Annotated in this window: 26 protein-coding genes; 13 read left to right on the forward strand and 13 right to left on the reverse strand. The window is 69.9% G+C overall.

The genetic code is table 11. The features are described from left to right. Positions 1-32: 32 nt before the first annotated feature. The 4 genes from ACW14X_RS26600 to ACW14X_RS26615 are packed head-to-tail and all read right to left on the reverse strand — an operon-like array spanning position 33 to position 2,883. Positions 33-632 (reverse strand): GTP-binding protein, encoded by a 600-nt coding sequence (locus tag ACW14X_RS26600; protein WP_160022661.1) that lies wholly within the window; start codon positions 630-632, stop codon positions 33-35. Beyond that, positions 613-972, reverse strand: coding sequence for a DUF742 domain-containing protein (locus tag ACW14X_RS26605; RefSeq protein WP_160022663.1), 360 nt, complete (start codon positions 970-972; stop codon positions 613-615). Before ACW14X_RS26605 ends, ACW14X_RS26600 begins: the two co-directional genes overlap by 20 nt. A 14-nt stretch (positions 973-986) precedes the next feature. After that, the gene (locus ACW14X_RS26610; RefSeq protein WP_160022665.1) at positions 987-1,373 is read right to left on the reverse strand and encodes a roadblock/LC7 domain-containing protein; all 387 of its coding nucleotides are present in this window, start codon (positions 1,371-1,373) and stop codon (positions 987-989) included. Further along, the gene (locus tag ACW14X_RS26615; protein ID WP_160022667.1) at positions 1,363-2,883 is read right to left on the reverse strand and encodes an ATP-binding protein; all 1,521 of its coding nucleotides are present in this window, start codon (positions 2,881-2,883) and stop codon (positions 1,363-1,365) included. The genes ACW14X_RS26610 and ACW14X_RS26615 overlap by 11 nt, the downstream gene beginning before the upstream one ends. Positions 2,884-3,113: 230 nt before the next feature. Between ACW14X_RS26615 and ACW14X_RS26620 the strand changes: the two genes are divergently transcribed. After that, positions 3,114-4,997, forward strand: coding sequence for an ABC transporter ATP-binding protein (locus ACW14X_RS26620; protein WP_160022669.1), 1,884 nt, complete (start codon positions 3,114-3,116; stop codon positions 4,995-4,997). A gap of 4 nt (positions 4,998-5,001) precedes the next feature. Here ACW14X_RS26620 and ACW14X_RS26625 read toward each other — a convergent pair whose 3' ends face one another. Continuing rightward, positions 5,002-5,889 carry an SURF1 family cytochrome oxidase biogenesis protein gene (locus tag ACW14X_RS26625; protein ID WP_160022671.1) on the reverse strand — a complete coding sequence of 296 codons (888 nt, stop codon included), beginning with the start codon at positions 5,887-5,889 and terminating at the stop codon, positions 5,002-5,004. Between the two features lie 66 nt (positions 5,890-5,955). Here ACW14X_RS26625 and moaA point away from each other — a divergent pair, with 66 nt between their 5' ends. Next, positions 5,956-6,975 (forward strand): GTP 3',8-cyclase MoaA, encoded by a 1,020-nt coding sequence (gene moaA, locus ACW14X_RS26630; protein WP_160022673.1) that lies wholly within the window; start codon positions 5,956-5,958, stop codon positions 6,973-6,975. Positions 6,976-7,052: 77 nt separating this feature from the next. On the opposite strand, the gene ACW14X_RS26635 is transcribed toward moaA, so the two are convergent. Genes ACW14X_RS26635 through ACW14X_RS26645 form a run of 3 tightly spaced genes read right to left on the reverse strand, consistent with a single transcriptional unit; the run spans position 7,053 to position 8,548 of the window. After that, complete coding sequence (locus ACW14X_RS26635) at positions 7,053-8,006, reverse strand: nucleoside hydrolase (RefSeq protein WP_457163882.1); 954 nt, start codon at positions 8,004-8,006, stop codon at positions 7,053-7,055. Positions 8,007-8,030: 24 nt separating this feature from the next. Beyond that, on the reverse strand, positions 8,031-8,225 hold the full coding sequence (locus ACW14X_RS26640) for an acetone carboxylase (RefSeq protein ID WP_091041080.1): 195 nt from the start codon (positions 8,223-8,225) through the stop codon (positions 8,031-8,033). Next, a complete protein-coding gene (locus ACW14X_RS26645) occupies positions 8,225-8,548 on the reverse strand; it encodes a DUF3099 domain-containing protein (protein ID WP_160022677.1) in 324 nt (107 codons plus the stop codon). Before ACW14X_RS26645 ends, ACW14X_RS26640 begins: the two co-directional genes overlap by 1 nt. A 140-nt stretch (positions 8,549-8,688) precedes the next feature. Here ACW14X_RS26645 and fabG point away from each other — a divergent pair, with 140 nt between their 5' ends. The 3 genes from fabG to ACW14X_RS26660 are packed head-to-tail and all read left to right on the forward strand — an operon-like array spanning position 8,689 to position 10,714. Further along, positions 8,689-9,414 (forward strand): 3-oxoacyl-ACP reductase FabG, encoded by a 726-nt coding sequence (fabG, locus tag ACW14X_RS26650; protein ID WP_457163883.1) that lies wholly within the window; start codon positions 8,689-8,691, stop codon positions 9,412-9,414. Between the two features lie 2 nt (positions 9,415-9,416). After that, entirely contained in the window at positions 9,417-10,190 is a 774-nt protein-coding gene (gene fabI, locus ACW14X_RS26655) for an enoyl-ACP reductase FabI (RefSeq protein WP_457163884.1), read from the forward strand. 17 nt (positions 10,191-10,207) lie between these two features. Continuing rightward, positions 10,208-10,714, forward strand: a complete 507-nt coding sequence (locus ACW14X_RS26660) for a SixA phosphatase family protein (protein WP_350840421.1) — start codon at positions 10,208-10,210, stop codon at positions 10,712-10,714. A gap of 51 nt (positions 10,715-10,765) precedes the next feature. Here the strand turns inward: ACW14X_RS26660 and serB are convergent, their stop codons facing one another. Both serB and ACW14X_RS26670 read right to left on the reverse strand, forming a co-directional pair. Beyond that, a complete protein-coding gene (gene serB / locus ACW14X_RS26665; RefSeq protein WP_160022683.1) occupies positions 10,766-12,010 on the reverse strand; it encodes a phosphoserine phosphatase SerB in 1,245 nt (414 codons plus the stop codon). 34 nt (positions 12,011-12,044) lie between these two features. Next, complete coding sequence (locus ACW14X_RS26670) at positions 12,045-12,827, reverse strand: hypothetical protein (RefSeq protein WP_457163885.1); 783 nt, start codon at positions 12,825-12,827, stop codon at positions 12,045-12,047. A 53-nt stretch (positions 12,828-12,880) separates the two neighbouring features. On the opposite strand from ACW14X_RS26670, the gene ACW14X_RS26675 reads away from it, so the two are divergent. The 5 genes from ACW14X_RS26675 (at position 12,881) to ACW14X_RS26695 (ending at position 16,794) form a co-directional block, all read left to right on the forward strand. Then, positions 12,881-13,678 carry an ABC transporter ATP-binding protein gene (locus ACW14X_RS26675; protein WP_400464170.1) on the forward strand — a complete coding sequence of 266 codons (798 nt, stop codon included), beginning with the start codon at positions 12,881-12,883 and terminating at the stop codon, positions 13,676-13,678. Between the two features lie 69 nt (positions 13,679-13,747). Further along, entirely contained in the window at positions 13,748-14,209 is a 462-nt protein-coding gene (locus ACW14X_RS26680; RefSeq protein WP_350840417.1) for an NfeD family protein, read from the forward strand. A 47-nt stretch (positions 14,210-14,256) separates the two neighbouring features. Continuing rightward, complete coding sequence (locus tag ACW14X_RS26685) at positions 14,257-15,345, forward strand: SPFH domain-containing protein (RefSeq protein WP_160022691.1); 1,089 nt, start codon at positions 14,257-14,259, stop codon at positions 15,343-15,345. Then, a complete protein-coding gene (locus ACW14X_RS26690; protein WP_160022693.1) occupies positions 15,346-16,107 on the forward strand; it encodes a sulfite exporter TauE/SafE family protein in 762 nt (253 codons plus the stop codon). It begins immediately after the preceding gene. Between the two features lie 18 nt (positions 16,108-16,125). Further along, positions 16,126-16,794: a nitroreductase family protein gene (locus ACW14X_RS26695; protein ID WP_160022695.1), complete on the forward strand. Its 669-nt coding sequence runs from the start codon at positions 16,126-16,128 to the stop codon at positions 16,792-16,794. 46 nt (positions 16,795-16,840) lie between these two features. Here the strand turns inward: ACW14X_RS26695 and ACW14X_RS26700 are convergent, their stop codons facing one another. Beyond that, entirely contained in the window at positions 16,841-18,631 is a 1,791-nt protein-coding gene (locus ACW14X_RS26700; protein WP_160022697.1) for a BCCT family transporter, read from the reverse strand. 216 nt (positions 18,632-18,847) lie between these two features. On the opposite strand from ACW14X_RS26700, the gene ACW14X_RS26705 reads away from it, so the two are divergent. The 3 genes from ACW14X_RS26705 to ACW14X_RS26715 are packed head-to-tail and all read left to right on the forward strand — an operon-like array spanning position 18,848 to position 22,636. Continuing rightward, positions 18,848-20,248, forward strand: coding sequence for an ethanolamine ammonia-lyase subunit EutB (locus ACW14X_RS26705; RefSeq protein WP_457163886.1), 1,401 nt, complete (start codon positions 18,848-18,850; stop codon positions 20,246-20,248). After that, positions 20,245-21,003, forward strand: coding sequence for an ethanolamine ammonia-lyase subunit EutC (gene eutC, locus ACW14X_RS26710; protein WP_160022701.1), 759 nt, complete (start codon positions 20,245-20,247; stop codon positions 21,001-21,003). The genes ACW14X_RS26705 and eutC overlap by 4 nt, the downstream gene beginning before the upstream one ends. A 40-nt stretch (positions 21,004-21,043) precedes the next feature. Beyond that, the gene (locus ACW14X_RS26715; RefSeq protein ID WP_457163887.1) at positions 21,044-22,636 is read left to right on the forward strand and encodes an amino acid permease; all 1,593 of its coding nucleotides are present in this window, start codon (positions 21,044-21,046) and stop codon (positions 22,634-22,636) included. On the opposite strand, the gene ACW14X_RS26720 is transcribed toward ACW14X_RS26715, so the two are convergent. Together ACW14X_RS26720 and ACW14X_RS26725 are read right to left on the reverse strand one after the other, a co-directional pair. Next, positions 22,616-23,557 carry an alpha/beta hydrolase gene (locus tag ACW14X_RS26720; RefSeq protein WP_160022705.1) on the reverse strand — a complete coding sequence of 314 codons (942 nt, stop codon included), beginning with the start codon at positions 23,555-23,557 and terminating at the stop codon, positions 22,616-22,618. The genes ACW14X_RS26715 and ACW14X_RS26720 overlap by 21 nt on opposite strands. A 30-nt stretch (positions 23,558-23,587) precedes the next feature. Next, on the reverse strand, positions 23,588-25,003 hold the full coding sequence (locus tag ACW14X_RS26725) for a hypothetical protein (RefSeq protein ID WP_457163888.1): 1,416 nt from the start codon (positions 25,001-25,003) through the stop codon (positions 23,588-23,590). Position 25,004: the final 1 nt, after the last annotated feature.

Consider the following 25,004-nt stretch of genomic DNA (forward strand, 5'->3'; position numbering starts at 1 on the left):
CGAGGAGTGCCTGTCGGTCGTGGATCGGGGGGTCAGTGCGTCTTCAGGGCGTGGCGCACGAGCGCGGCGAGCGCTCGGACGCAGGCGTTGCGGTTCTTGGCGTTGCACACCACGATCGGGGTCTCGTCGTCGAGGTCGAGCGCCGTGCGGATCTGGTCGGGCTCGTAGTTCGGCGCGCCCGGGAACTGGTTGATCGCGACGACGAACGGCAGGGACGTACGCGTCTCGAGCTGGTCCAGCACCTCGAAGGAGTCCTCCAGCCGGCGGGTGTCGACCAGGACGAGGGCACCGGCGGCGCCCTCGGCGAGCCCTGACCAGAGGTCCCAGAAGCGGCGCTGCCCCGGGGTGCCGAACAGGTAGAGCGCGATCTCGTCGGTCAGCGTGATCCGGCCGAAGTCCATCGCGACCGTGGTCGTCGTCTTCTCCGGGGTCGCCGCGACCTCGTCGATCCCCTCGCTGGCCTGGGTGATCGTCTCCTCGGTGCGCAGCGGCTCGATCTCGCTGACCGAGCCGATCAGCGTGGTCTTGCCGACTCCGAAGGAGCCGACCACCAGGATCTTGACCGACTCGACGACCGTGGGCGCCAGATAGTGACTGTCGCCAGGGGTGGGCTCAGAGGTGGTTGAGAGCATGCAGGACCTTCTGGAGGGTTTCGCGGGACGGGCCGGCGGCGGCGTCGCTGTCGGGACGTACGCCGATCAGGCCGGCGTCGATCATGTCCGAGGCGATCACTGCCAAGACGCTGACCGGCTGGCCGAGATGGACGGCCATCTCGGCCATGGAGATCACGCCGAGGCACTGGGAGAGGACCTCGCGCTCCTGACGGCCCACCGACGAGTCCGTCGCCGCCGGGCTGGTGTGGCCGATCAGGAGCGTCGCCGGCGTCAGCCGATGGGTCGGCCGGGCACGACCACCCGTCCGGACGTAGGACCGGATCGGGTGGTCGACGTAGTCGTCAGAAGCGTCGGGCATCGGCTCGGGTCGGCTCAGATCGAGCGTCTCGGGGTGCTCATCGCGCGCTCCCCGAGCATCAGGACGGTCGCCTGCATCTGCTGGGCGACCAGTGCCGGGTCGATGCTCATCTCGGTGACGACCGCGAGGCGGGAGCCGTCGCCGGCGCCACGGATGAACAAGAAGCCGCCGTTGAACTCGACCATCACCTGACGGGGGTGGGCGTCGGCGCCGAACTGACGGCTGATCCCGTGACCGAGCGAGGTCAGGCCGGCGCACGCCGCGGCCAGCTTGTCGGCCTCCTCACGCGGGGTGTGGCTCGTGCGGACTCGGACGAGCCCGTCGGCGGAGAGGACCACGACATGACGTACGCCGCGTACTCCCGCGACCAGCTCCAGCATCCAGCTGTTCTCATCGGTCATGGTTCCTCCAGTGGTTCTCGGATGCGGAATCGGTCTCCGCGGCGGTGCTGCGGTTCTCGGGGTCGACGGCCTGGTGGGGGATGGTCGTGCCGGCCGCGGGTGTGGCCGGGGTGCTGAGGAAGCTGCTCATCCAGGCGCCCGCCTGCTCTGCGGTCGGCTCGGGGCGTGCCGGGACGGGTTGGCTCGCCGCGAGCTGCTGTCCGGTGGCGAAGCGCTGGCCGCGCTTCGATCGGCGCTGCGGCAGGCCGTCGGAGGTGAACAGCGACGGTTCGCGCTGCTCGCGGTCGGGAACGGGATCGGGGGCGTTCGGGGTGCTGTGGACGGGCCAGACCGGCGGCGGGGGGGTCGACGGGGTCGGTGCCTTCGGTGCCTTCGACAGGAGCGTGGCGGGGACGGGGGTCGAGGTCGGCGTACGCGGCGCGACCGGCTCGAGCGCGGCCGGGCTCAGCGGGGTGGTCATCGCCTCGGGGACGAGCACGGCGACCCGCAGGCCGCCGTGGACGGACTCGGTCAGGTCGACGCGGAACCCGTGGCGGCGTACGTAGGTGCCGACCACCGCCAGTCCGGTCTGCGGGATCTCGCCGAGGTCGTGCAGGCGAACCTGTCGGGTGCCCGAGGCGATCTCACGCATCCAGGCCAGGTTGGTCTCGTCCATGCCGACGCCCGCGTCGTCGATCTCGAGGGCCGCTCCGCGGCGTACGGAACGGATCGTGACCAGCACCTCCGTCGCCGGCGGCGACGACTGGGTCGCATTGGCGAGGAGCTCGGCCACGAGGTGGATCAGCGGCTCGACGTACGCACCCTGGACCGCGACCGGCGGGTCACCCTCGACCCGGACCCGGCGGTAGGCCGTGATCCGGCCGGCCGCGCCGCGTACGACGTCGGCGATCGCGAGCGGGTCGCGCCAGTGCTGCCCGGGCTGCTCCCCGCACAGCGTGGCGATGCTCTGCGCCAGCCGCGCCTGCTGCGCCGCCGCGTGGTCGACCCGCATCCCAGCCTCGAGCACGTCCGGCTCGGCCGGGAACTTCGCCACCATCCGCGTCGACTCCTCCTGGATCCGGTGCGCCGACGCCTGGACCTTCCGAGACAGCGACAGCACCGCCACCCGCATCCCGGCCTCCCCACCTCTCCCCGCCGGTCCGGCCGAGTCCGCACTTGTGGCGACCGAGTCCGCACTTTCGGGGATCGAGTCCTCACTTGTGGGCGCCGAAACTGTCGTCTCGGCGTCCGAATCTGCCGATTCGATCGCAGCAACCGCGGACTCGTCGTCCACTTCTGCAGTCTCGGCCGCCGCTTCTACGGATTCGGCAGGAGTGGTGTCGTAGGCCATCGCGGTGAGCCACAGGGTGAGGGCGACGACGGGTACGCCGGCGAGGATCCACGGCCAGAACCACTGGTCACCGGAGGCGGTGACGAAGATGACGGGGGAGAGCGCGACGAAGAGGAGGATCGCGGTACTGCAGAACCATGGACCGGCTCGATGGAGTCGGACCAGGAGTGGTCGGGTCATGTCAGGGCACCTGGTGTGGGGGTGAGCAGTCATGGCATGAACCCGCGGGTTCAGGGCAGTCTGGACGAATCCTGATCCAGCCCCCGGAGACCGGCGCACACACGCGCTCCACTTCATACCACCAACAGAGCGCTTGGTCACCTACCTCAGGTGATTTTGACCATATTTCGACGAACCGTCCCGAGGCGGCCGAACCTGGCCGGGCGAACTAGGGTGACGGGGTGTCACAAATGGGTCCAGGCTTCGGTGCGAGCGGCGGGGCGATGGGCGGCGGCGGGATCATGCGCAACCTGCGTGCCGACCGGACGGTTCTCCAGCGCGGGTTGCCGAAGGGCACGCTGAAGCGCGTCATCTCCTACGCCGGGCCCCACCGGGCTCTGATCAGCGCGTTCCTGGTGTTCACGGTCTTCGACGCCGCTCTCGTGGTGGTGACGCCACTGCTGACCCAGCGCCTCATCGACGACGGTGTGCTCGAGAAGAACGTCTCCCTGGTGGTGTGGCTGGCCGCGGCGATGGCGTTGGTCGCCGTCATCGACATGTGCTTCGGGATCGTCTCGGGCTGGCTCTCGACCCGCATCGGCGAGGGACTCATCTTCGACCTGCGCACCCAGGTCTTCGGCCACGTCCAACGCCAGTCGCTGGCCTTCTTCACCCGGGCGCAGACCGGCGCGCTGGTCAGCCGCCTGAACACCGACGTGCTCGGTGCGCAACGGGCCTTCACCTCGACCCTGTCCAACAGCGTCTCCAACCTGATCTCGCTGGTCGTGGTCGGCGCGGCGATGCTGGTGCTGTCGTGGCAGGTGACGCTGATGTGCGTCGCGCTCTTCCCGATCCTGTTCCTGACCTCGCGCTGGGTCGGCCGCCGCCTGGCCGGCCTGACCCGCGAGCAGATGGACGGCAACGCGGCGCTGGCGACCACGATGACCGAGCGGTTCAACGTCGGCGGGGCGCTCCTGCTCAAGCTCTTCGGCCGCCGTGAGGAGGAGGACGCCGCGTTCGCGCAGCGAGCCGACGTCGTGCGCCGTCTGGGCATCCGGATCGCGCTGCTGACCCGCCTGTTCGGGGCAACCATGCAGGTGGTCCCGGCGCTGGCGACCGCGCTGGTCTACGGCGTCGGCGGCTGGATGGTGATCCAGGGCGACGTCACGCTCGGCACCCTGACCGCACTCGGTCTGCTGCTGGTGAGGCTGCTGGGGCCGCTGCAGGCGCTCTCCAACGTGCGCATCGACGTGATGACCGCGCTCGTCAGCTTCGACCGCGTCTTCGAGGTCCTCGACCTGCCTTCGCTGATCAAGGAGAAGCCGGACGCGGTCGAGGTGCCGGCGGACGCCGCGTCGGTGCGGTTCCGCCATGTCGCCTTCACCTACCCGGGCGCCGACGAGGTCTCGCTCGCCTCCCTCGAGACGATCGCGCGCCCGGAGAGCCGGGAGGTGCGCGAGGTGCTGACCGACATCGACTTCGTGGCCGAACCGGGGGAGATGGTCGCCCTCGTCGGACCCTCCGGCGCTGGGAAGTCGACGATCACCCACCTGATCGCGCGGCTCTACGACGTACGCTCCGGGGCGGTCGAGGTCGGCGGCCTCGACGTGCGCGACGTGACCCTGGAGTCGCTCGAGGCCGCGGTCGGCTACGTGACCCAGGACGCCCACATGTTCCACGACTCGGTGCGCGGCAACCTGCTCTACGCCCGCCCCGGCGCCTCCGACGGCGACGTCTGGGCCGCCCTGGAGGCCGCCCAGGTCGCCAACGTCATCAAAGGCCTCCCGGACGGCCTCGACACCGTCGTCGGCGACCGCGGCTACCGCCTCTCCGGCGGCGAGCGCCAGCGGCTCGCGATCGCCCGGCTGCTGCTGAAGGCGCCCCACATCGTCGTGCTCGACGAGGCCACCGCCCACCTCGACTCCGAGTCCGAGGCCGCGGTCCAGACCGCTCTGGACGCCGCGCTGGAGGGACGTACGTCCATCGTGATCGCCCACCGCCTCTCCACCATCCGAGCCGCCGACCGCATCCTGGTCGTCGAGGACGGACGGGTCGTGGAGTCCGGCACCCACGAGTCGCTGCTCGCCGCGGGCGGGCTCTATGCGGAGCTCTACGAGACGCAGTTCCGCCGCTAAGCGGTCAGCTCTTCCCGCTGCGTTCCTTCTCGTACGCCGCCTGGTAGGCCGCCTTCACGGCCTGCTTCTGGGCGAGCTTGGCGGCCTTCTTGCGGCTGCGCTCGTCGGCCGGCTCGTCGCTGTCGGCGGTGTCATCGTCTTGTGCAGGGGCGTCCTGGCGCTGGGTGCGCCGCTCGTCGTACATCAGGTAGAAGAAGCCGGCGATGGCGAGGACGCCGAAGAACCACCACTGCAGTCCGTAGAAGAAGTGGGGGCCGTTGTCGAGCTCGGGCAGGTCGGCCTGGCGCAGCTGGGTGGCGGGCTCGGGGGACTCGCTGTCGAGGTGGAGCCAGCCGGTCAGGAGCGGCTCGTCGACCACCTTCGCGACCTGGGTCGAGGAGAGCGCGCGGGTGGCGTGGTAGCCGTCGACCTGGGCGACGTCGGTGGAGTCGCCGGTGCCGTCGGCGCGTACCCAGCCGGTGATCGTGACCTCACCCGACGGCGGCGCCGGGAGGTCCTCGAACTCGTCCTGGGACTCGGTCTGCAGCCAGCCGCGGTCGACGAGCACCGCGCTGCCGTCGGCGAGCACCAGCGGGACCACGATGTCGACACCCTTCGCGTCATCGGGGGTGCGGTAGCGCCAGATGATCGTGTCGTCGACCGCGTACGTCCCGGTCGCGGTCACCCGCCGCCACTCGTCCTTCTCGGCGACCTTCCGGCCCAGGGCCAGTACGTCGGAGACGGGCGCGGGCTCGGCGTGCTCGTTGACGCGGACGATCTGGTTGCTGGCCTTGCGGTCCTCGAGACGGTCGAACTGCCACTGGCCAAGCCACCAGGTCCCGTAGGCCAGGATCAGCACGAACACCGTGAAACCGGCCCAGCGTCGGCTGAGCAGGAAACGGAACGAACTCACCCTATGAGACTAACTGGCATGCGGTCCTCACTCACGATCCGGGTCGAGCCTGCCTAGACTGGTGTGATGACGACCTCCCCGACAGATCAGACCCAGCAGAGGCTCGTCGACCGGTTCGGCCGGGTCGCGACGGATCTGCGGGTCTCTCTGACCGACCGCTGCAATCTGCGGTGCACCTACTGCATGCCGGCGGAAGGGCTCGACTGGCTGCCCGGCGACGAGGTGCTCACCGACGACGAGGTGGTGCGGCTGATCGGCGTCGCCACGGGGCAGCTCGGCGTACGCGAGGTGCGGTTCACCGGTGGGGAGCCGCTGGTGCGCCGCGGGCTGGTCTCCATCGTCGCGCGCACCCGCGAGGTCGCCCCCGAGGCGGAGCTCTCCATCACCACGAACGCGCTGGGTCTGGCCAAGATGGCCGGGTCCCTCGCCGAGGCAGGGCTCGACCGGGTCAACGTGTCGCTGGACTCGATCCGGCCGGAGATCTTCGCTGAGATCACCCGTCGCGACCGGCTGGCCGACGTGGTCGCGGGGCTGGAGGCCGCGGCCGACGCCGGCCTGGGACCGATCAAGATCAACGCGGTTCTGCTGCGGGGAGTCAACGACGACCAGGCTGCCGAGCTGCTCGGCTGGTCGGTCGAGCGTGGCTACGAGCTGCGGTTCATCGAGCAGATGCCTCTCGACGCCCAGCACGGGTGGTCGCGCGACAAGATGGTGACCGCCGACGAGACCCTGTCGGCGCTGTCGGCGGCCTTCGACCTGACGCCCGCGGAGGAGCCCCGAGGCAGCGCGCCCGCCGAGCTCTTCTACGTCGACGGCGGCCCGGCCAAGGTCGGCATCATCGCCTCCGTCACCCGCCCCTTCTGCGGAGACTGCGATCGGGTGCGCCTCACCGCCGACGGGCAGGTGCGCGACTGCCTGTTCGCGCGCTCCGAGTCGGACCTGCGTACGCCGCTTCGTGCCGGCGCCTCCGACGACGATCTCGCTGCCCGGTGGGTCACCGCCATGGCCGGCAAGCGCGCCGGCCACGGCATCGACGACCTCGGCTTCCTCCAGCCCGACCGCCCCATGTCCGCCATCGGCGGCTGACCACCAGCCGAGACCGTCGAAGCGGCGGCCGAATCTGTAGTTGTGGGCGACGAAAGTCGACTTTCGTCGCCCACAACTCACTTCTCGGCGACTGGGTGTCCGACGCGGTCGAGGGCGTCCAGGACGAGGTCCCAGTAGCCGTCGACGTCGAGGGTGATCGCGACCTGGACGTTGGGTGGCTCGTCGAGGCGGCCGTGCAGGTCGACGACGGTGGCGCCGCGGGTCCAGCGGCCCGCGGTCTCGGCGGCCACGAACGACTTGTGCCAGGTGATCAGGCCGGGGTCGATGAGGGCCGCGATGGTGCAGGGGTCGTGGACCGGGGGAGCGGCGAAGTCGAAGACGTCGGAGTAGGTGCCGCCGAAGAAACCCATCAGGTCGGCGCACGCCCGGCCCACCGGGTGATCCATGGCCCGCATCCGCGCGACGACCTCGGCAGTGGCCAGCGCCTGGTGGGACAGGTTGAGCCCGACCATCCGGATCGGCAGGCCGCTGGTGAGGACGAGGTCGAGCGCCTCGGGGTCGGCGTAGGCGTTGAACTCGGCGGCCGGCGTGGTGTTGCCGCGCTCGGTCGAGCCGCCCATGAACACGATCTCCGCGATGTGAGGACCGACCTCGGGATGGTCGCGCAGCAGCACCGCGACGTTGGTGATCGGTCCGGTCGCGACCACGGTGACGGGCTCCGGGGCGGCCAGGAGGGACGTACGCAGGAACTCGACCGCGCCCAGCGCGACCGGCGCAGCGAGCGGTTCGGGGAGGTCGGGTCCGTCGATCCCGGTCGCGCCGTGGATGAAGTCGCCGATGTGGATCTCGCCGGCCAGCGGCCCGGCCGCACCGGTGGCGACCGGGACATCGGGACGGTGCGCCAGCGCCAGGATCCGCTGGGCGTTGTAGGTCGCCTTCTCCACCCGGCAGTTGCCGAACGTGGTGGTGATGCCGAGCAGGTCGATGTGCCGGCTGCCGAGAGCCAGCAGGATCGCGATGGCGTCGTCGTGGCCGGGGTCGCAGTCGAGGAGCACAGGGATCGGGTTCATCGCACGACCTCTCCGGGGAAACGGCTAGTGAGGGACGACGTCCTTGAGGAATCCGCGCGCTCCCAGGAAGTCGCTGAGCGACTCCTTGTGCGTCTCGCACGCGAGCCAGATCTTACGCCGATCGGCCGTGTGGATCTTGGGATTGTTCCACTGCAGCTCCCACGATCCGGGGTCCTGGCAGCCCTTGGCCGAGCACAGGTCGGAGTCGAGCGCGCCCATCAGAGCTCGCCCTTCTCCCGGAGCTGCTGCTCGCGCCCGCTGTTGAGCTGGCGCGGGCCGTAGGGCGAGTCCATCAGGTTCATCTCGTCGCTCTTGGTGTTGGTCGCGTTGGCCATGACGACCGCGACGTAGGGCAGGATCAGCGCCCCCGCGATCAGGATCGGCCACAACCAGCCGATGCCGGCAAGACCGGCGATCACGGCACCGATGAAGCACAGCGAACGGATCGACATCGAGATGGCGTAGCGCTTCTGGCGCATCGCGATGTCCTCGGCGCGGCTACGCCCGGCGGTGGTGATCCTGATCGGTTGCGCCTTGGACATACCGCCAGTCTAGGTCGTGGCCGATGGCACCCGGTCAATGGTGTGGTCCCAACAGGGGCGCTCCGAAAGACCTTGGAGGGTTCTCACAAGCAAATCCAAGGCATTGGTCGTACGCCGAAGTAATCGCTACCGTCGCGCCTGTGACTGACAGTGAAAACCCCACAAGGCCACCCCGCTCGGTGCTCGTCACCGGCGGCAGCCGTGGCATCGGCCGGGCGATCGCCGAGGCGTTCCTCGCCAACGGCGACCACGTCGCCGTGACCTCCCGCAAGGGCGGGGCCCCGGAAGGGGCTCTGGACCTGGTGTGTGACATCACCGACCCGACCGCCGTCGAGGAGGCGTACGCCGCGGCCGAGGCCGCCCACGGACCCGTCGAGGTCCTCGTCGCCAATGCCGGGATCACGAAGGACACCCTCGTGCTCCGGATGTCGGAGGAAGACTTCACCTCCGTGATCGACACCAACCTGACCGCGTCCTTCCGGCTCGCCAAGCGGGCCTCGAAGGGCATGCTGCGGCTGCGCCGCGGGCGGATCATCTTCATCTCCTCGGTCGTCGGGCTGCTGGGCAACCCGGGCCAGGTCAACTACGCGGCCTCCAAGGCCGGGCTGGTCGGCATGGCCCGCTCGCTCGCGCGCGAGCTCGGCTCGCGGGGCATCACCGCCAACGTGGTCGCGCCGGGGTTCGTGGAGACCGAGATGACCGCGGTCCTCACCGATGAGCAGCAGAAGGCGATCACGGACCGGGTCCCGTTGGGGCGCTATGCGTCACCGGACGAGGTGGCCTCGGCCGTGACGTGGTTGGCTGATGCGGGATATGTGACCGGGGCCGTGATCCCGGTCGACGGCGGACTTGGAATGGGGCACTGATCATGGGTTTGTTGGACGGCAAGACTGTTCTCGTCGCGGGGGTCACGATGGACTCCTCGATCGGCTTCGCGGTCGCCAAGGTGGCCCAGGAGCAGGGCGCCCGCGTCCTGATCTCCAACTTCGGCCGCGCGCTGTCGATCACCAAGCGGATCGCGAAGCGGCTCCCCGAGGAGCCGCCGGTGCTCGACCTCGACGTGACCAACCAGGAGCACCTCGACGGCCTCGCCGACGCGCTCCGGGCCGAGGGCGTCGAGCGGCTCGACGGAGTCGTGCACTCGATCGCGTACGGCAACCCCGAGACGCTCCTGGGCGGCAAGTTCCTCGACGGCCCCTGGGAGGACGTCTCCCAGGCGGTCCAGGTCAGCGCCTACTCGCTGAAGTCGCTCGCGATGGCGACTCGCCCCCTCCTGGCCGAGGGCTCCTCGATCGTGGGGCTGACCTTCGACGCGACGATCGCCTGGCCGGCGTACGACTGGATGGGTGTCGCCAAGGCCGCGCTCGAGTCGACCTCGCGCTACCTCGCCCGCGATCTCGGACCTGACGGGATCCGCTGCAACCTCGTCTCCGCGGGGCCGCTCAAGACCCTCGCCGCCAAGGCGATCCCCGGCTTCGAGGAGCTCGACGAGGGCTGGGGCACCCGGGCGCCGCTGGGTTGGGACAACACCGACCAGGGCCCGACCGCGAAGGCCGTCTGCGCGCTGATCTCGGACTTCTTCCCGGCGACCACCGGCGAGATCATCCATGTCGACGGGGGCTATCACTCGCTGGGTGCGTGAAGTCATAGGGTTGCCGCATGCGGACCCTTGTCATCATGCGGCACGCCAAGGCGGAGTCGTCGGCACCCACCGACTACGAGCGTCAGCTGACCGAGCGCGGCCATGCCGACGCGGTCGCAGCGGGGGAGTGGTTGGCCGAGCAGGGCGTGGTCCCCGACTACGTGCTGGTCTCGGCGGCCGACCGCGCCACCCAGACCTGGGAGGACGTCGCGCTCGGGGCGTCGTGGGACCTGACGCTGGCGGAGTACGACCAAGGTCTGTACGCCGCCGGCACCTCCACCGCCCTCGACCTCGTCCGCGGCGTCGATGACGGCATCTCGACCGTCGTGGTGATCGGTCACAACCCGACCGTCTTCTCGCTCGTGCAGCTCCTCGACGACGGCGAGGGCGACGACGAGGCCGGCAACGAGCTCGCCCTCGGCTTCCCGACATCCGCCGTGGCCGTACTCAGCTACGACGGCGACTGGTCCGAGCTCGACGAGGCCGAGGCCTCCGTCACCGCCTTCCACGTCGCACGAGCCTGACGTCCCGCCGAGTCGGCCCGTCTTGACGGGCCGACTCGGCGGTATTTCGGGTCAGATGAGCGGCGGGGCGGGGGTGACGATGCCGGCTTCGGCGTCGGCGGCCTCGATCTCCTCGCGGGAGATGCCGAGGAGATACATGATCGTGTCGAGGTAGGGGACGTTGATGGCGGTCCCGGCGGCCGAGCGTACGGCCGGCTTGGCGTTGTAGGCGATGCCGAGGCCGGCGGCGGCGAGCATGTCGAGGTCGTTGGCGCCGTCGCCGATGGCGACGGTGGCGGCCTCGGGGATGCCGATCTCGGCGGCGAACTCGCGGAGCGCGCGAGCCTTGCCGGCCCGGTCGACGACCTCGCCGACCACCTCTCCGGTGAGTACGCCGTCGACGATCTCGAGCTCGTTGGCGCGGGCGTAGTGGATGCCGAGGTCGGCCGCCAACCGGTCGGTGATCTGCGAGAACCCGCCCGAGACGATGGCGAAGCGGTAGCCGAGGCGGCGCAGGGTGCGGACCATCGTCCGCGCGCCCGGGTTGAGCTGCAGCCCGGCGTACACCTCGTCCAACGCGGTCGCGGGGACGCCCTTGAGATACTTCACCCGCCCGCGGAGCGACTCCTCGAAGTCGAGCTCGCCGCGCATGGCCGCCTCGGTGACCGAGGCGACCTCCTTCTCGTAGCCCGCGTGGGCGGCGATCATCTCGATCACCTCGCCGTCGATCAGCGTCGAGTCGACATCCATGACGATCAGGCGCATGCCGCGGCGGACGAGGTTGGCGGGCTGCACGGCGATGTCGACGCCCTGGGCGGCGGCCTCGGCCGCCAGCGTGACCCGCAGCTCGTCGGGAGAGGCGCCGGAGACGTGCAGGTCGAAGGCGGTGACCGGGTAGCGGGCCAGCCGGATGATCCGGTCGATGTTGCCGCCGGCGGAGGCGATCGTCCGCGTCACCGATGCGAGCGCGGCCGCCTTCAGCGGGAGACCCAGCACCGTCACCCGGGCGCGGTCGGCAGGCTCCCGCGGGGTGTCGCCGACGCCCTCCTCGATCTCGACGGTCATGTCGAGAGCGTGGGCGGTCTCCTCGATCGCGTGCTTGAGCGCGTCGGTGCTCGCCGCGTCAGCCGGCGCGGTCACCAGGAGCCCGAGCACGAGCCGCGCCCGCAGCACGATCTGCTCCAGGTCGACCACGTCGACCCCCGCCAACGCGAGCGTCGCCAGGGTGGCCGAGGTCAGCCCGGGACGGTCGTTTCCGGCGAGGGTGATCAGCAGGGTGTCGGGACGGCGCTCGAGCGCGTCGAATTCCTCGGTCATCTCTGCAAACGATAGTGGAGCCGGCGGCCGCGTCTCAGTTCGGCGGCCACACCTCGGGCGATCCGGCCGCGGTGAGCGCCCTTCGCGCGGCGCGGTCGAGGCCGACCAGGGCCTCCCGCCGCCGCAGCATCTCCGAGGCGGACACGGCGCCGCCCTCGTCCTCGAGCGCCACCGCGACGATCTCCCGGGCCTGTACGCCCCGGGCGGCGAGCTCCACGCACCGCGACGGCACCCCGGGAGCCCCTGCCAGCGAAGGCCGGTGGCGGAGGTTCATCAGCCGGTCGGCGACCTCGGGCCGCCACCGCGCGACGTCGAGCTCGGCGAGCGCCGTCGCGGACTCGGTCAGCGCGAGCCGGAGGGCACGGTCGGCCTCGCCGACGTCGGGGAGCTGACGCCGCTGGGCCGGGTACGCCTGCCACTCGACGACCGCGCCGACCCGGACCGGCACGAGCCCGATCCCGGCGTCGCTCACCACCGCCTCGCCGGCCTCCATCGCAGCCGTGTTGAAGGCCCGGGGTCCGCCCAGCCCGACCGGGTCGCCCTCGGCCGGGAAGGCCACCCCGACGGCGGTCGCCCCTTCCGTACGCAGCCGCCCCATCCCGCTGACGAAGGTGTCCGCGACCCCCTCGGTGCCACCGAGCCCGAGCGCGGCCAGCCCGCTGACGGTATGGGTCGCATCGGGCCCGATCACCGCATCGAGCACCAGGTCGGTGACCGCCTCACCGCGCAGCCACGCCGTCACCCACCAGGCCAGGCGCAGCGCCTCGGGGGTGGTCTCCAGCGACCCTGAATTCAGCTCCGCATCGTCGACACTCACAGCCGCCTACCCTAACCCCGAGCCGGGCAACCCCTGCCGATAGATTTGCCGCCATGGCAGCCGTGCTGGAGTTCACCGACGTCACCGTACGCCGCGGGGGCAACGCCCTTCTCGACTCTGTGAGCTGGGTGGTCGAAGAGGATGAACGCTGGGTGATCCTGGGCCACAACGGCGCCGGCAAGACCACGCTGCTCCAGGCCGCGGCGGCCCAGCTCCACCCGACGTCGGGGGTCGTGAAGATCCTCGGCGAGCAGATCGGCCGCATCGACGTCTTCGAGCTGCGCCCGCGCATCGGCCTCACCTCCGCCGCGCTGGCCGACCGGATCCCGCGCCACGAGCTCGTCCGCGATGTCGTGGTGAGCGCCTCCTACGGCGTGGTCGGCCGCTGGCGCGAGCACTACGACGACCTCGACCACGACCGTGCCCAGGCACTGCTGATCGAGGTCGGCATCAAGCACCTCGGCGAGCGGATGTTCGGCACCCTGTCCGAGGGCGAGCGCAAGCGCGTCCAGCTGGCCCGTGCGCTGATGGTCGACCCCGAGATGCTGCTCCTGGACGAGCCCGCCGCCGGGCTGGACCTGGGCGGCCGCGAGGACCTCGTCTCGACGCTGTCGACGCTCGCCTACGATCCCGACAGCCCGGCGACCGTGCTCGTCTCCCACCACGTCGAGGAGATCCCGCCCGGCTTCAGCCATGTCCTGATGATGCGCTCCGGCCGGATCACCGCCCAGGGGCTCATCGAGGACACGCTGACCTCGGCCAACCTCTCCAAGACCTTCGGTATGCCGCTCGAGCTCGAGGCGAGCGATGGCCGTTTCTGGGCCAAGCGTCGCGCCCGCCACACCCGGTAGGCCTAACGTTAAGAAGTCGGTACCCAAACCTCCCCACAACGCGTGGCCCGTCTGGATAGGGTGACGCCCATGGACTGGCAGGACTGGGACTGGGCGATCTGGACAGCACTCGGAGCGCTGCTCGTCGTCGGAGAGCTCTTCAGCCTCGACCTGATCCTGCTGATGCTCGCCACCGGCGCCTTCGCGGGCGCGTTGACCGGCGCGTTCACCGACAGCTTCGTGATCCAGGCGATCGTCGCGCTGGCGGTCTCGGTCTCCATGCTCGCGGTCGTACGCCCGGGGTTGGCCAGGCGGCTCCACAACGGCCCGGAGATCCAGATCGGCGCGCAGAAGCTGATCGGGGTCCAGGCCATCTCGCCCGTCGAGATCAGTGCCCACAAGCCGGGGCAGCTCAAGCTCGCGGGCGAGCTCTGGACCGCTCAGCCCTATGACGAGACGCTCGTGATCGCGGCCGGCACGCCGGTCGAGGTGCTCGAGATCAGAGGAGCGACGGCGTACGTCCATCCTCTTCCGGAGCTCGGGACTCCGTAGTTTCCGGGCAACCTGACGCAACACGAATAGACAAGGACTGATTGGCAATGGGTGGCATCATCCTGGCCCTTCTGGTCATCTTGGCGGTGCTGGTGATCACCACGCTGGCCAAGACGATCAAGATCATCCCGCAGGCGCGGGTCGGCATCGTGGAGCGCTTCGGCAAGTTCCAGTCGAAGCGTGACCCCGGCCTGAACGCGGTGATCCCGTTCGTCGACAAGGTGCGCTACATGATCGACATGCGTGAGCAGGTCGTCGCGTTCGCACCGCAGCCGGTGATCACGGAGGACAACCTGACCGTCTCGATCGACACGGTCATCTACTTCCAGGTCAACGACCCGGTGGCGGCGACGTACGAGATCGCCAACTACATCCAGGCCGTCGAGCAGCTCACCATGACCACCCTGCGCAACATCGTCGGTGGCATGACCCTGGAGGAGACGCTGACCAGCCGCGAGCAGATCAACTCCGGTCTCTCGATCGTCCTGGACGAGGCCACCGGCCGCTGGGGCATCAAGGTCAAGCGCGTCGAGATCAAGTCGATCGACCCGCCCATGTCCATCAAGGACGCGATGGAGAAGCAGATGCGCGCCGACCGTGACAAGCGCGCCGCGATCCTCACCGCCGAGGGTCAGCGTCAGTCCGCGATCCTCTCGGCGGAGGGAAACAAGCAGTCCGCAATCCTGAACGCTGAGGGTCAGCGCGAGTCGCAGATCCTCGCGGCGCAGGCCGACCGTGAGGCCGCGATCCTGCGCGCCCAGGGTGAGGGCCAGGCCATCCAGACGGTCTTCCAGGCGATCCACGACGGCCGCCCCGACCAGTCGCTGCTGGCCTACCAGTACCTCCAGATGATGCCGAAGATCGCCGAGGGCGACGCCAACAAGGTGTGGATCATCCCGAGCGAGATCGGCGCTGCGCTCGAAGGCCTCGGCTCGACGATGAACAGTCTCAAGGGCATCCCGGACGAGGTCGAGGGCCCGGTCAAGCGCGTCGACATGGGTTCGGCCGAGCCGAAGCTCGACCGTGAGCAGTCCTCCGCGGCCGCGGCCGTCGAGGAGGCTCTCGCCGAGGCCAAGCAGGCCGAGGCGCCCAACCGGCCTCAGGCTCCGCAGCCTCCTGCAGAGCCGACCGTCTAAGTGGATCCACTTCAGTCCGCCCTCATCCTGCTCGCCGGGGTGGGGGCGGGCACCATCAATGCTGCCGTCGGCTCCGGGACGCTGATCACGTTCCCGACGCTGCTGGCCTTCGGCGTACCTCCGGTCGTCGCCAACGTGTCCAACACGATCGGCCTGGTGCCGGGCTCGCTGGCCGGCGCCTGGGGCTACCGTCGCGAGCTCGCCGGGCAGCGCGGCCGGATCCTGCGGCTCGGGGCTGCGGCACTCATCGGCGGCGCGGTCGGCGGGATCCTGCTGCTGGTGCTGCCGCCGGGTGCGTTCGAGGCGATCGTCCCGGTCTTGATCGGGCTCGGCGTGGTCCTGGTGATCACCGGCCCGCGCATCTCCCGGTGGGTCGCCAGACGGCACGGCGACCTGCCCGATGACGGCAGCGAGCGCTGGTGGGTCTGGCCCGCGATCGCGATGCTCGGCGTCTACGGCGGTTACTTCGGTGCCGCTCAGGGTGTGCTGATGATCGCGATCATCGGCATCGGGGTCGCCGAGTCGCTGCAGCGTCTCAACGGGCTCAAGAACGTGCTGGTCGCCATCACCAACGGCATCTCCGGGCTCATCTTCGCCCTCGTGGCCGACGTCGACTGGACGATCGCGATCCTGATCGCCGTCGGCGCGACGATCGGTGGTCTTCTGGGTGCCAGGATCGGCCGCAGGCTGCCGCCCAACGTGCTCCGCGGTGTGATCGTCGTGGTGGGCATCACCGCACTGGTCGCCTTCCTGCTGGGCTGAGTCTGCTGGGATGGAGCCATGGAGCTCTACGAGGCGATGCGGACCACCCATGCCGTACGCGACTTCACCGACGACCCGCTGCCCGACGAGATCCTCGCCAGGATCCTCGACAACGCCCGGTTCGCCCCCTCCGGCGGCAACCGGCAGGGCGGCCACGTCGTGGTCGTGCGCAGCCAGGAGACCCGTGAGCGTCTGGTCGAGCTGACCGCGACGGGTGCCCGCAGGTACATGGCGCAGCAGAAGGCGGGAGAGATGCCGTGGAACACGGTGCACCCGACGGCGGTGACCGACGAGCAGATCGCCGCGACCCGGGTCCCGCATGGGATGACCGAGCCGCTGCGTACGGCTCCGGTGGTGCTCGTCTTCCTCGTCGACCTCGGCGCGGTCGCTTCCCTCGACTCCGAGCTGGACCGGGTGGGTGTCATCTCCGGCGCCTCGGTCTATCCGCTGGTGTGGAACACCCTCCTCGCGGCGCGTAACGAGGGCTTCGGCGGGGTGATCACCACGATGGTGGTCGCCGAGGAGCCGGCGGTGCTCGAATTGCTCGGCGCTCCTGAGGGGTACGCCGTCGCCGCGGTCGTCCCGCTGGGCAAGCCGGTCAAGCAGCTCACCAGGCTGCGGCGGCTGCCGGTCGAGGAGTTCGTCACCCGGGAGACGTACGCCGGAACGCCCCTCACGAACGACTGATGGCGGGGTCCCGAAGGACCCCGCCATCAGGCTCAGACCGCGAGGATCAGGCCTTGTCGTCGGTCACGGCGGTCGGTGCCGGCGTGGCGCCGTTGTTGCTGTGGTCGTCCTCGACGACCGCGAGCGCGAAGTCGTCACCGTGCTCGGTGACGCCGGTGATGACGGCCTGCTCGACCGCCTCCGCGGCGTACTGACCACGCACGATCAGCGGGTCATGGGCCAGGTCGCGCTGCAGCGAGACCGCCAGCCCGACCATGATCACCACGAACGGAAGTGCCGCCACGATCGTGATCGTCTGCAGACCTGACAACGCATCCGCACCACCGGCGATCAGGCCCAGGATTGCCACGACACCGGTCGCGACGCCCCAGAAGACCACCGTCGGCCGGCTCGGCTCCTCGGCGCCACGCTCGGAGAGCGTGCCCATCACGATCGAGGCCGCGTCGGCTCCGGAGACGAAGAAGATCGCCACCAGCACCATGACCAGGATGCTCATCGCCGTGGCCAGCGGGAACTGGTCGAGCGTGGTGAACAGCTGCGACTCGACCCCGCCGAGACCGGCGATGTCGACGGTGCCGTCACGCTGCAGGTCGATGGCGGTGCCACCCATGATGCAGAACCAGATCACGCTGACGGCGCTCGGGACGAGGAGCACGCCGGCGACGAACTGCCGGATGGTGCGCCCACGCGAGATCCGCGCGATGAACATGCCGACGAACGGCGTCCAGGAGATCCACCAGGCCCAGTAGAAGACGGTCCAGGAACCGAGCCAGGCGGAGGTCTCCTCGCCGCCGACGCCGGTGCGGGCCGACATCTGGGCGAGGTCGCCGATGTAGGTGCCGAGCGAGGTCGGGATCAGGTCGAGGATGAAGACCGTCGGGCCGACCACGAACAGGAACAGCGCCAGGAGCAGGGCCAGCACCATGTTGATGTTGGAGAGCCACTGGATGCCCTTGGCCACACCCGAGACCGCCGAGATCACGAAGCAGACCGTCAGGATCGCGATGATCCCGATGAGGACGTTGTTGCCGACCTCGCCGAGCCCGGCCACGATCTGCAGGCCGCTCTCGATCTGGATCGCGCCCGTGCCGAGCGAGGTGGCGGAGCCGAACAGGGTCGCGAAGATCGCGAAGATGTCGATCGCCTTGCCTGCCGGACCCTCGACGGTCTTCTTTCCGAGCAGCGGCGTGAAGGCCGAGGAGATCAGGCTGACGCGGCCCTTGCGGTAGGCGCCGTAGCCGATCGCCAGACCCACGACCGCGTAGATCGCCCACGGGTGCAGCGTCCAGTGGAACATCGTGGTCGCCATCGCGTGCTGGATGGCCTCGGGGTTGCCCGCCTCGCCGGTGCCCGGCGGCGGGGTGACGAAGTGCGAGATCGGCTCGCTGACGCCGTAGAACATCAGACCGATGCCCATTCCGGCGCTGAACATCATCGCGATCCAGGAAGCCGTCTTGAACTCCGGCTTCTCGTCGTCACGGCCCAAGGGGATGTTGCCGTACTTACTGACGGCGAGCCAGATGATGTAGATGACGAAGCCGCTGGCGGTCAGGACGAAGACCCAGCCGGCCTTGTCCAGCACCCAGGCGAGGGCGTCGCCGGCGACCTTGCCCATGCCGTCGGTGTTGATGAAGCCCCAGGCCATGAACGCGATCGCGATGGCCGCGGCGATGCCAAAGACGACCCAGTCGATTCCCTTGCGTTGTTCCTGTTCGCTCGAGATCGGCAGGTCCAGCGCGGGGTGGGGAACGACTTCGCCCGTGGGGGATTTGATGAGACCAGAGGGGTTGTGATGGTCGGAATTTTTCGGACTGTCTGTCTTCTTCTCAGAAGTCACACTGTTGTCCTTCCGGTTGGGTTCGGGACCACAGCACCCTAACGCGCACTGTCTTTGCCTTCTGTTCACCGGGGTGGCGCGGCTGTCGATTGAAAGCGACTTCTGGATCGACTGTGTCGAGTGGGTTCGCGTGTTGTTCTCGCGCCGTGGTCCGACGTGCTGCACTGGTGCCTGAGCCTCACACCGTGGAAATATTGCGGCTCTACCGTTGATCTCATGCGCTACCGGCAGAGTCTCCACGGGCACGGCTTCGAGTTCGACGGTCTGGTGGAGGTGCTGGCGCGGGCGACGCCGCTGCGCTCCGGCGACGTCCTGGCCGGATGCGCCGCACGGTCCGACACCGAGCGGGTCGCGGCGCGGATGGTGCTCGCCGACCTTCCGCTGACCACCTTCCTCGAGGAGCAGGTGGTGCCGGCCGAGTCGGACGACGTCACTCGGCTGATCCTGGAGACGCACGACAAGGATGCGTTCGCGCAGGTCAGCGGCTTGACCGTGGGGGCCCTTCGGGAGTGGCTGCTCGACGCCGCCGCTCGGCGGGATACCGCCGCGCTGACCGCCGTCGCGCCGGGGCTGACCCCCGAGATGGTCGCGGCGGTCTCCAAGATCATGCGCAACCAGGACCTGATCGCGGTGGCGGCGGCTACCGAGGTGGTCACCGGCTTCCGTACGACGATGGGCCTGCGGGGACGGCTGGCGACCAGGCTGCAGCCCAACCACCCGACAGACGATCCGGGGGCCATCGCGGCCTCGATCCTGGACGGCCTGCTCCTGGGATCCGGGGACGCGCTGATCGGTATCAACCCGGCCTCCGACAACCCGCGTACGGTCGCCGACCTGCTTCGGCTCGTCGATGACGTACGCCTTCGCTACGAGATCCCGACGCAGAGCTGCGTCCTGACCCACGTCACCACCACGATCGACCTGATCGAGGCGGGGCTGCCGGTCGACCTGCCGTTCCAGTCGATCGGCGGCACCCAGGGTGCCAACGAGGGCTTCGGGGTGACCCTGGCGATGCTCGCGGAGGCCGACGAGGCGGCCCGGTCGCTGGCGCGCGGCACCGTGGGGACCGAGGTGATGTACTTCGAGACCGGCCAGGGCTCGGCACTCTCCACCGGTGCCCACCTCGGCAGCGGCGGCAGACCGGTCGACCAGCAGACCCTGGAGGCCAGGGCGTACGGGGTGGCGCGGGCGTTCAAGCCGTTCCTGGTCAACACGGTGGTCGGCTTCATCGGCCCCGAGTACCTCTACGACGGCAAGCAGATCATCCGCGCCGGGCTCGAGGACCACTTCTGCGGCAAGGTGCTGGGTGTGCCGATGGGCGTCGACGTCTGCTACACCAACCATGCCGAGGCCGACTCCGACGACATGGACAACCTGCTCACCCTGCTCGGCGTCGCCGGGTGCACGTACGTCATGGCTGTCCCGGGCGCCGACGACGTCATGCTCGGCTACCAGTCGACCTCCTTCCACGACGCCCTCTACGCTCGCCAGGTCCTCGGCAAACGCCCCGCGCCGGAGCTCGAGGAGTGGCTGGCCTCGGCCGGCCTGCTCGACCCGGACGGCTCCGTACGCGACATCGACCCGTCGTCCACGATGCTGAAGGAGCTGGCAGGATGAGCGCGTTCTGGGAGCCGTTGCGCAGGGCCACGCCGGCGCGGATCGGCCTCGGCCGGGCCGGCAACTCGGTCCCGACCGCCGAGGTCCTCTCCTTCGGCGCCGCCCATGCCGCGGCTCGCGACGCGGTCCATCTCCCGCTCGACGTCGAGGCGCTGGTCGAGGCGCTCGACACCCTGGGACTGGGTACGCCGACGGTCGTCGCCTCCGCGGCACCGGACCGGGCCACCTACCTGACCCGGCCGGACCTCGGCCGGGTGCCCGGAACCGACCTGGAGGTCGGTCCGGGTGGAGCCGAGATGGCGGTCGTCGTCGCCGACGGCCTCTCCGCCGAGGCGGTGGCGAAGCACGCGGTGCCGCTCCTGGAGCACCTGGTCCCGCTCCTCGACAGCGCCACGACCCTCGCCGCGCCGGTGGTCGCGACCCAGGCCCGGGTGGCGCTGGGGGACCACATCGGCCGGGCACTGGGCGCGCGGCTGGTCCTGGTGCTGATCGGGGAGCGGCCGGGGCTGTCGTCCAGCGACTCGCTCGGCGCCTACCTCACCTGGGACCCACGGCCGGGCGTCCTCGACTCGGCCCGCAACTGCGTCTCCAACATCCGCCCACCCCACGGCCTGGACCATGCGACCGCGGCACGCACCATCGCCAGCCTGGTCACCGGGGCCCGGGCGCTCGGCGCGACCGGGGTGGCGCTCAAGGACGGATCTTTCACAGCGCCGTTACCTGGCGCGACCACGACCGCCACGGACCGTTTCTAGCCTCAGACACATCCACCCCCACGGAATCCGGAGGCGTGCCATGTCCGAGGCACCTGAAACCGTCGAGCCGACCCAGCTCGACGACGAAGCACATCTCGCCCGTCTCGGCTACAAGCAGGAGCTGTCCCGCACCTGGTCGGGGTTCTCGAACTTCGCCATCTCGTTCTCGATCATCTCGATCCTGGCCGGGTGCTTCACCACATTCGGCCAGGCCTGGAACAACGGCGGACCCGTGGCCATCTCATGGGGCTGGCCGATCATCGCTGGCCTCATCCTGATCATCGGGTTCACCATGTCCGAGCTGGTCTCGGCGTACCCGACCTCGGGCGGCATCTACTGGTGGGCGGCCAAGCTCGGCGGCCCGGCGGCCGGCTTCTTCACCGGGTGGCTCAACCTGATCGGCCTGCTCGCGGTGACCGCGAGCGTCGCGTACGGCGCCGCCACCTTCCTCGACCTCACCCTCTCGACGCTCAGTGAGAGCTGGGCCGAGGGCTACTCCCTGGGCAGGGTCTACCTGATCTTCCTGGTCATCCTGGTGCTGGCCGCGCTCGCCAACATCTACTCCAGCCACCTGCTGGCCGTCATCAACAACATCTCGGTGTGGTGGCACGTCGCCGGCGCCGCGATCGTGGTCCTGGTGCTGGTCATCGTCCCGGACGACCACCAGAGCTTCGCCTACGTCTTCACCGAGCGGATCAACAACTCCGGCTATGCCGACGCGAAGTACTGGTTCCTGGTGCTCCCGCTCGGGTTCCTGCTGACGCAGTACACGATCACCGGGTTCGATGCCTCCGCCCACCTCTCCGAGGAGACCCAGGGCGCGGCCGACGGTGCCGCGAAGGGCATCTGGCGCTCGATCTTCTACTCCGCGGTCGGCGGGTACGTCCTGCTGCTGGCCTTCCTCTTCGCGGTCCAGGACCCCGAGGGCGTGAGCGCGGGCGGCGGCGCGGTCGACGTGATCTTCGGTCAGGCGCTACCGGACTCGTGGCACTTCGTGGTGTTGCTGATCTCCACCGCCGGACAGCTCTTCTGTGCCACGGCCTGTCTCACCAGCGCCTCCCGGATGACGTACGCCTTCGCCCGCGACGGGGCGGTGCCCGGCTCGTCGCTGTGGGCGAAGGTCAGCCCGACCCGGAAGGTCCCGGTGAACGCGGTGCTCCTGGTCGCGGTCGTCGGTGCGGTCATCACGCTTCCCGCGCTGTGGGGCGTCGGCGGCATCCCGCTGGCCTTCTACGCGATCACCTCGGTCGCGGTGATCGGCCTCTACCTCGCCTTCGCGATCCCGATCTTCCTGCGCTGGCGGGCCGGGGACGCCTTCGAGACCGGGCAGTGGACCCTCGGCAAGCACTACAAGTGGCTCAACCTGGTCGCCGTCGCCGAGATCGCGATCATCTCGGTCTACTTCGTCCTGCCGTTCGTGCCCTCCGGCTGGATCACCAGCGACGACTTCTCCTGGGCGTCGGTCAACTACGCGCCGATCCTCACCGTCGGTTCGCTGGTCCTTCTCGCGCTGTGGTGGCGGCTCTCCGCGCGCAGGTGGTTCAAGGGCCCGAAGACGACCCTCGACTCAACCGACTCAACCGACTCAACCGACTCAACCGACCCAACCGACTCAGACGCCGTACGCCGCTAGCCACCGCTCGATCTCGGCGTAGGCCTGCTTGCGGACCTCGGGGCGCGACAGGATCACGTCGTGCTTCGCCCCGGGGACCGCGATGTAGGTGACGTGCGTGCCGATGGCGGTCGACCAGCGGCGGATCTGGCGCACGTCGAGGACGATGTCGGTCGAGTGGACGAGCTCGCCCATCGCCTTCGGCTTGCTGGAGCGGTCGGAGGAGAGCACCAGCACCGGAGCCTTCACGTCCAGACCGCGGTGGAGCCGGGCGTGGCCGTCGCGGATCGCCTTGAGCCAGCCGAGCCGGATCGGGTAGGAGCCGACCGGCTTGAGGCCGAGGTCGAACTCCCACTCGCCGTCGTGCTCGACGTGGAGCGACATGGTGTAGAAGCCGCTGACGTCGCGGCCGAGCTCGCGCATCGGGGCCCGGTGGCCGACCCGGCGCACCACCGGGCTGGCGACCGAGCGCAGCAGGAACGAGCCCTGCAGGTCGAGCCACGGCGAGTTGAGGACCATCCCGGCCAGCGCGTCGGGCTGGCGGTCGTCGGCCCACAGCGAGACCGTGAGCCCGCCGGTGGAGTGGGCGCTGAGCATGATGTGCGAGTGGCCGTCGCGCTCGGTGATCCGCTCCCAGGCGGCGTCGATCTCGTCGAAGTACTCGGCCAGGTCGCCGACGTACGTCCCCGACTGGTGCTCCCGCAGCGAGCGACCGTACTTACGCAGATCAAGGCCGTAGAAGTCGTAGCCGCGGGCGGTCCACCACTCGGCGTACTCCTTCTGGAAGAAGTAGTCGGAGAAGCCGTGGACGTAGAGGACGGCGCCCTTGGCGTCGCCGTCGGCGGGCCGCTTGACCAGCGTGGCCACGACCGTGCCCTCGAAGTCGTCCGCGAGGTCGATGGTCTCCACGGTGTAGGGCTCACCGAGTACGTCGATCGTCATGACCGCATCCTCTCACCAGGCCGCGCCGGATCACCAGAAGGTCGGCACCAGGCCCCAGCGTCCGTAGACGGTGGTCACGATCTCCTTCAGCCGCTCGGAGTCGGGGACCGCGTCGGGGTCGAGCGCGCGGATACCGAAGCTGCAGGTGTCCCCGACCTCGCACCACCACGACGTCACCCCACCGCGCATCCGGCGCAGCTCGCCGCGGGTCGCGCCGAGCGCCAGGGCGCGGAAGACGATCGACTCGGCGGGCACCCCGAACGGCGCTACGAAGTCGGGGTCGGGCCGGCCCAGGTTGGAGGCCAGACCGAGCGGCGTGACGACGTTCTTGAGCAGCGGCTTCGCGAGGCGGTCCGGGATCATCTGCGCCAGCGGCGCGATGTGGGCGATCGGGTCGGGGCGGGTGCCCTTGAAGAGCGCGGAGAACTCCCGCTTCGACCGCTCCCGGATGTGAGCCAGGTCGGTGACCCGGCCGACGCCGTCGCGCAGCTCGGTCTCGACCGCGATCGAGACACCCGAGGTGGCGTTGGAGCGCAGGTCGCCCTCGCCGCGCAGCGAGACGGGCAGCGACATCTTGACCGGCTCGCCGGGGCGTACGATCCCGGCCTCGAGGAGGACCTCGACCGAGATCGCGACCTGCAGAGCGTTGGCGGTGCCACCGGCCCGCTCCGCGGCCGCGTTCCACTCCTCGACGGGGCAGTCGGCAGTGGCGTCGGCGACCTCGTGGACGACGTCGTCGTCGGGCTGCGGGGCCGGCACCGGCCGCTTCTCGGAGGACTGGGCCTCCAGCACGGGGAGCTTCCCGGCCTTCCGGGCTTCCCGGAGGCCGCGAACGGCGGCGCGTGCCATCGTGCGTGCGTCGCGCCGGTCGTCCCCGCGGGTGACCTCGGGCTCCGCCTCGGCGGCGGGGAGCCGCGGCAGGCGCTGGCGGCGTACGGCCGCGATCACGGCGCCGAGCTTCATGCCGCCGTCGCAGACGATGTGGGAGGCGTTGTAGGCCACGACCGTGCCGCCGTCGGTGGTGTGGGCCATGAAGAACGCCCACAGCGGGCCCTTCACCGGGTCGAACGGCACCTCGTCGGCGGTGCTGTCGAGCCAGGCCACCACCTGGTCGGGCTTGATCCGGTCGGGGTGCAGGTGGACCGGCTCGGCGGTCGTCGCCGGCACCCAGCGGGAGCGCGCGCCGATGACCGTGGGGCGTACGACGAGGCGGTTGAGCGGGCCCTCGGCCAGCTCGTCGACCAGGTCCTGGACCGCCTCGACCGGGATCTCGGTGGGGAACCGCCAGGCGGTCTGGGCCACGACCGGGACGCCGATCACGGTCGCGGAGCGGAGGAAGACCTCGTCGTCGTACGTCAGCCGGTTGGTGCGCTCGGGAGCGAACGGTGCCGGGCGGGCGCCGAGGCTCGCGGGCGGCAGCGATGACAGCATCTCGGGCTGGGGCACG

The sequence above is a fragment of the Nocardioides sp. YJ-D4 genome, from assembly GCF_054031495.1.